This is a genomic window from Candidatus Zixiibacteriota bacterium (genome assembly GCA_020853795.1).
GTDB lineage: Bacteria > Zixibacteria > MSB-5A5 > CAIYYT01 > CAIYYT01 > JADJGC01.
In genome coordinates this window covers 1-4,997 of record JADYYF010000020.1, presented here as the reverse complement: position 1 = coordinate 4,997, position 4,997 = coordinate 1, and the positions used below count along the sequence as shown (strand labels likewise).

The following is a 4,997-nucleotide window of genomic DNA, read 5'->3' as shown; positions in this document are numbered from 1 at the left end:
CGTCTCAATCTCGAAGAATTCGAATCCAGCGCTCTTCAAAGCGTCAATCAGCGCCGGAATTCGATCCTGATGCAAGAGCGGCTCACCTCCGGTAATCACGACATGAACGTCGCGAAACTGGCCGTCTTTTCCGTCCAGCAGCGCCATGGCCTCCGCTGCGATCTGGTCGGCCGTCAGCAGCTCACCTTCCTCGATCTTCCCGGCGTCCCACGTAAACCGCGTGTCGCACCAGGCGCAACCGAGATTACAGTACTTGAGGCGAATGAACACCGCCGGCGTTCCCGCATACCGCCCCTCACCCTGAAGCGAATAGAAGACTTCGGTCACGGGCAGTTTGTCGTGAAACTGCTCCGGCCATGGAGCCAGCGGCGGCTGGTAACTCATCGACCGGAGCCGGCCCCGACCGAACGGATGTATTTGGTGGGATCGGGAAGTCCGGCAGCCTCAAAACCGCGTCGGCGAATGATACAACTGTCGCACTCGCCGCATGCCAGCCCCTGATCGTCAGGATCGTAGCAGCTCAACGTCAGGGAATAGTCGACGCCGAGTCGCGTGCCCTCCTGAAGGATCTGCGCCTTGGTCAGCTGAATCAATGGCGCGTTGATGATAATCCGATTCCCCTCGGTGCCGGAGCGCGTCGCAAAATTCGCCATGATCTGAAACGCCTCGATGAATTCCGGCCGGCAGTCGGGATAGCCGGAATAATCCACCGAATTGGCGCCGATGAAAATCGTCCCGGCGCCGATTACCTCCGCCCACGCCAGACCCACCGTCAAGAAGATCGCGTTCCGTGCCGGCACGTACGTTACCGGCACCTGGCGGCTGATCAGCGTCTCGTCGCGATTCTTCGGAACCTTTAAATTGGCCGTCAACGCCGAGCCGCCGATCGGCGTCAGGTCGATCGGGAAGAACAGGTGCTGCTCGACTCCCAGGGATTCAGCCACACGCTTGGCCGCCGCAATCTCGTGCCGATGCCGCTGTCCGTAGTCAAATGTCAGCGCCGACACCTGGTAGCCGTTGACCTTCGCCAGCGCCAACGCGGTGGCCGAGTCAATCCCGCCACTCAACAGCACAACGGCGCGGTTCTCGTTCATCGGAGTTAACGGGGTCATGATGCGAATATAAACCCTCAAATGCGACGGTCAACCCCTAATGCCCGCTTGCCGATTCCCGCCGCGCTGTGTATACTGCGCCCCATGGAACCGAGCTACGAAGACCGTCAGGATCATATCCGCGCCTGGCAAACGCCGTCGATCGAAACCTTCCGCAATATCTACGCCGACCGCGACTACGAAGTGCGCATGGAAACGGCTGAGTTCACCTGTGTCTGTCCCAAGACCGGCCTGCCCGATTTTGCGACCTTGATTTTGACCTACGTTCCCGATGCACTCTGTGTCGAACTCAAGAGCTTTAAAGAGTACCTGCTGGCCTACCGCAATCAAGGTATCTTCCACGAGAATGTCGTCTCCAAGATCTCTGACGACCTCGTCGCGGCCCTGAATCCGCGCCGTCTGCGTCTCGAAGGCCGCTTCAACAATCGCGGCGGTATCCAGACTACCGTCGTCCGCGAGTATCGGAAGTAACCGCAACGCAATGAATCAGCCGTCTGCCCAGTACTATCTCGAAACCCTCGAAGTCGGCCCGTTGCAGGTGAACTGCTACCTGCTCGGCTGCGAGAAGACTCGCGCTGCGGTGGTCATTGACCCGGCCGGTGATGCGCCAATCATCCTCGCGGCCATCGAGCGCCGACGAGCCCTGGTCACGGCGATCCTCTTGACCCACGGCCACTATGATCACCTCGGTGCCGTCAGCGAAATCAAGGCTTATTGCCACGCCCCGATTATGATCCATCGCCTCGATGCCGAGTGCCTGACCAACCCCATGATCAACCTCAGCGCGCTTACCGGCGACAACCTCGTCTGCCCGCCTGCAGATCGGCTTCTCGAAGAGGGCGATACGGTCGCTTTCGGCGAGTTCAATCTGAAAGTCCTGCACACCCCCGGGCATACGCGGGGAAGTGCCAGTTTCGTCTTTGATCAATCCGTCTTTGGCGGCGACCTGCTTTTCTACGGCAGCATCGGCCGCACCGATCTGCCCGGCGGATCGTTCGATGAAATCGAGCGCTCAATCGTTCGGAAAATCTATACGTTGCCGGACGACTACATTGTCTACCCCGGGCATGGCGAGCCCACAACCGTCGGCTTCGAGAGGAAGCACAACGCTTTCGTCAGACACTCTGCATGAAATACCCCATCGGCGATTCGCATGTTCATTCCGACCACTCGGTTGATGCCAAAGGCACTCTGCGTGAGTATTGCCTCAAGGCCTTCGAACTGGGTCTCTTCGAAATCACATTCACAAATCATTATGAGTTAATGCCTTCGCGTAAAGATCGCATGGGTCACTTCATGATCGGCGGCGAACGCCTGCCAGCCGGCCCCGATCCGGTCAAGCGCTACATCGACGAAGTCCGCGCGATTGGCGAGGAATTCTTCCCCTCTGGCCTGAAAGTCAATGTCGGCCTCGAGATCGGCTGGGATATTCGGCTCTATGATCGCCTGGTAAAGGAACTGAAGGATTTCCAGCTTGATTTCGTCATCGGGTCGGTCCACGATATCGACGATGAGCCGATCCTCGAACGCCCCTACGGCCCCGAGTTCTTCAAGTCCAAACCCATCGAAGCGTGGATCGGAAAATACTTTAACAAAGTCTCGGAAATCGCTGATTCACAACTATTTAACGTTATTGGCCACTTCGATGTCTACAAGCGCTATGGCCGCCCGGTTTACGGCGAGTCGCTCCGTGACGCCCACAAGCCTTTCCTGCCAGTTGTGTTCGAAAAGATGATCGCGAACGACTTGGCACTTGAGATCAACACCTCTGGAATTCGCCACGGGCTCGGCGAATACTACCCTTCGATCGACATCCTCAACGAAGCGCGGCGCGCCGGTGTGATGATCAGTTCGCTTGGCTCCGACGCCCACAGCCCCGAATATTTGGCACTCGATTTCGAAGCGGCACTGCCGTTGATCCCCGAATTGCTTCCGTGCGGCCTTGAAGAAGGATATGACCTCTAAGCTGCCGCGCGAGTTTTTCCGGCAGCCCACCCTCGAAGTTGCCCGCGCTCTGATCGGTAAGGTCTTCGTCGTCAACCGTGGCGGCATGCGGCTGTCGGGTCGCATCGTTGAGACCGAGGCTTACATCGGGGAAGACGACCCCGCCTGCCACGCGCGCTTTGGGCTGACCAGCCGGAATGCAATCATGTTCGGCGACGCCGGTTATCTTTACGTTTACTTCATTTACGGCATGTACGATATGCTGAACTTCGTGACCGAACCAAGAGGTCATCCCGCGGCGGTGCTGATTCGCGCGCTCGAACCGCTGGGGGGAATCGAAACCATGCGCGCCCATCGTGGCGTACAGGATCGACATCGACTGACTTCCGGCCCCGGCATGCTTTGCCGCGCCCTGAAAATCACCACCGCCGACACCGGCCAGAGCCTCACCAGCCGCGAGTTCTTCGTGCTCGACGATGGCGCTCCGGCGCCGCGTCTGCGCCAAACGTCGCGGATCGGGATCACCGAAGGCCACGATTTATTGTGGCGATTTTGCGACGCGGAAAGTACATTTGTCTCCCGCAAGTAGGAGGAAACAGAGTGGGTCAAGTACAAGGACAAATTAAGTCCAAAGACGTGCCGCTGTCGATTTTCGACAACGTCCTCGCACAAATCGATGCGGCCGCCTCGCTGCTGAAAATCGACCCGGCGCTGGTGGAAATCATGAAACAGCCGCGTCGGAGCGTCATAGTTAACCTGCCGATCCAGATGGACAACGGGACATTTCGAGTCTTTACCGGCTATCGCGTCCAGCACTCGATCGTCCGCGGCCCGGCCAAGGGCGGGATTCGCTTTCATCCCAAGGTCTCGCTCGATGAAGTGCAGGCCCTCGCCAGTTGGATGACTTGGAAATGCGCGGTCGTGAATATCCCCTTCGGCGGCGCCAAGGGCGGAATTACCTGCGATCCAAAGAAGATGTCCAAGGGCGAGCTCGAACGCCTGACCCGCCGCTACACCGCCGATCTGCTCGATATCTTCGGCCCCGACTCCGACGTGCCCGCGCCCGACGTCAACACCAACGAACAGACGATGGCGTGGATCATGGATACTTATTCGATGCATGTGCGGCACACCGAAGCCGCCGTGGTAACGGGCAAGCCGTTCGTCGTCGGCGGGTCGCACGGTCGCCGTGAGGCCACGGGCCGCGGCGTCATGCTGGCCGTGCGCGAAGCTTACAAGGCGCTGGGCAGGGATCTAAAAAAAGCGACCGCCGGTGTCGTTGGCTTCGGCAACGTCGGCTCGGTCGCGGCCGAACTGCTGCATGCACTCGGCGTCAAGATCGTCGCCGTCACCGACGTGATGGGCGGAGTGATGAACACCAGCGGCCTTGACATTCCGCGTCTGATCGCGCACACTGCCGCCACTGGCTCGGTCGTTGGCTTCCCCGGCACCACGCCGGTCACCAATGACGAACTCGTCGCGCTCGATGTCGAAATCCTCGTGCCGGCGGCACTGGAAAATCTGATCACCGCCGAAAACGCCGGCGACGTCAAGGCCAAACTCATCGCCGAGGGCGCCAACGGCCCGACTACGCCCGAGGCAGACGCCATCCTCGACAAAAAGGGCGTGTTCATCATTCCCGATATTCTCTGCAACGCCGGCGGCGTGACGGTGTCGTACTTCGAGTGGGTCCAAAATCGCATCGGCTATTACTGGACGGAGGACGAAGTCAATCGCCGCCTCGAGATCGCGATGGTGGCCGCATTCAACGACGTCCATGCGATGGCGCAGCAATACCAAGTCAACATGCGCACCGCGGCATTCATGCTGGGCCTCAAGCGCGTGATTGACGTCATCATGCTGCGCGGCGTCTACGCCTAAGTCACCGCGACGCACACCTCGATTATTCCCGCCGCTCGCCTTCGGGCGGCGGATTTGTTT

Annotated in this window: 7 protein-coding genes; 5 read left to right on the top strand and 2 right to left on the bottom strand. The window is 59.3% G+C overall.

All coding sequences use genetic code 11. From position 1 onward, the window contains the following. Positions 1-384, bottom strand: a 384-nt coding sequence (locus tag IT585_01340) for a 7-carboxy-7-deazaguanine synthase QueE (protein MCC6961874.1), incomplete at its 3' end; no start/stop codon positions are given. Then, a complete protein-coding gene (gene queC, locus IT585_01335) occupies positions 381-1,094 on the bottom strand; it encodes a 7-cyano-7-deazaguanine synthase QueC (protein ID MCC6961873.1) in 714 nt (237 codons plus the stop codon). The genes queC and IT585_01340, both read right to left, overlap by 4 nt. A 102-nt stretch (positions 1,095-1,196) precedes the next feature. On the opposite strand from queC, the gene queF reads away from it, so the two are divergent. The 5 genes from queF to IT585_01310 all read left to right on the top strand — a co-directional run bounded on the left by queF (position 1,197) and on the right by IT585_01310 (position 4,937). Further along, on the top strand, positions 1,197-1,583 hold the full coding sequence (gene queF, locus IT585_01330; GenBank protein ID MCC6961872.1) for an NADPH-dependent 7-cyano-7-deazaguanine reductase QueF: 387 nt from the start codon (positions 1,197-1,199) through the stop codon (positions 1,581-1,583). Positions 1,584-1,593: 10 nt separating this feature from the next. Beyond that, positions 1,594-2,244: an MBL fold metallo-hydrolase gene (locus IT585_01325; protein ID MCC6961871.1), complete on the top strand. Its 651-nt coding sequence runs from the start codon at positions 1,594-1,596 to the stop codon at positions 2,242-2,244. Further along, positions 2,241-3,077 carry a histidinol-phosphatase HisJ family protein gene (locus IT585_01320; GenBank protein ID MCC6961870.1) on the top strand — a complete coding sequence of 279 codons (837 nt, stop codon included), beginning with the start codon at positions 2,241-2,243 and terminating at the stop codon, positions 3,075-3,077. The genes IT585_01325 and IT585_01320 overlap by 4 nt, the downstream gene beginning before the upstream one ends. After that, the gene (locus IT585_01315) at positions 3,067-3,645 is read left to right on the top strand and encodes a DNA-3-methyladenine glycosylase (GenBank protein MCC6961869.1); all 579 of its coding nucleotides are present in this window, start codon (positions 3,067-3,069) and stop codon (positions 3,643-3,645) included. Before IT585_01320 ends, IT585_01315 begins: the two co-directional genes overlap by 11 nt. Before the next feature lie 134 nt (positions 3,646-3,779). Next, complete coding sequence (locus IT585_01310) at positions 3,780-4,937, top strand: Glu/Leu/Phe/Val dehydrogenase (protein MCC6961868.1); 1,158 nt, start codon at positions 3,780-3,782, stop codon at positions 4,935-4,937. Positions 4,938-4,997 lie beyond the last annotated feature (60 nt).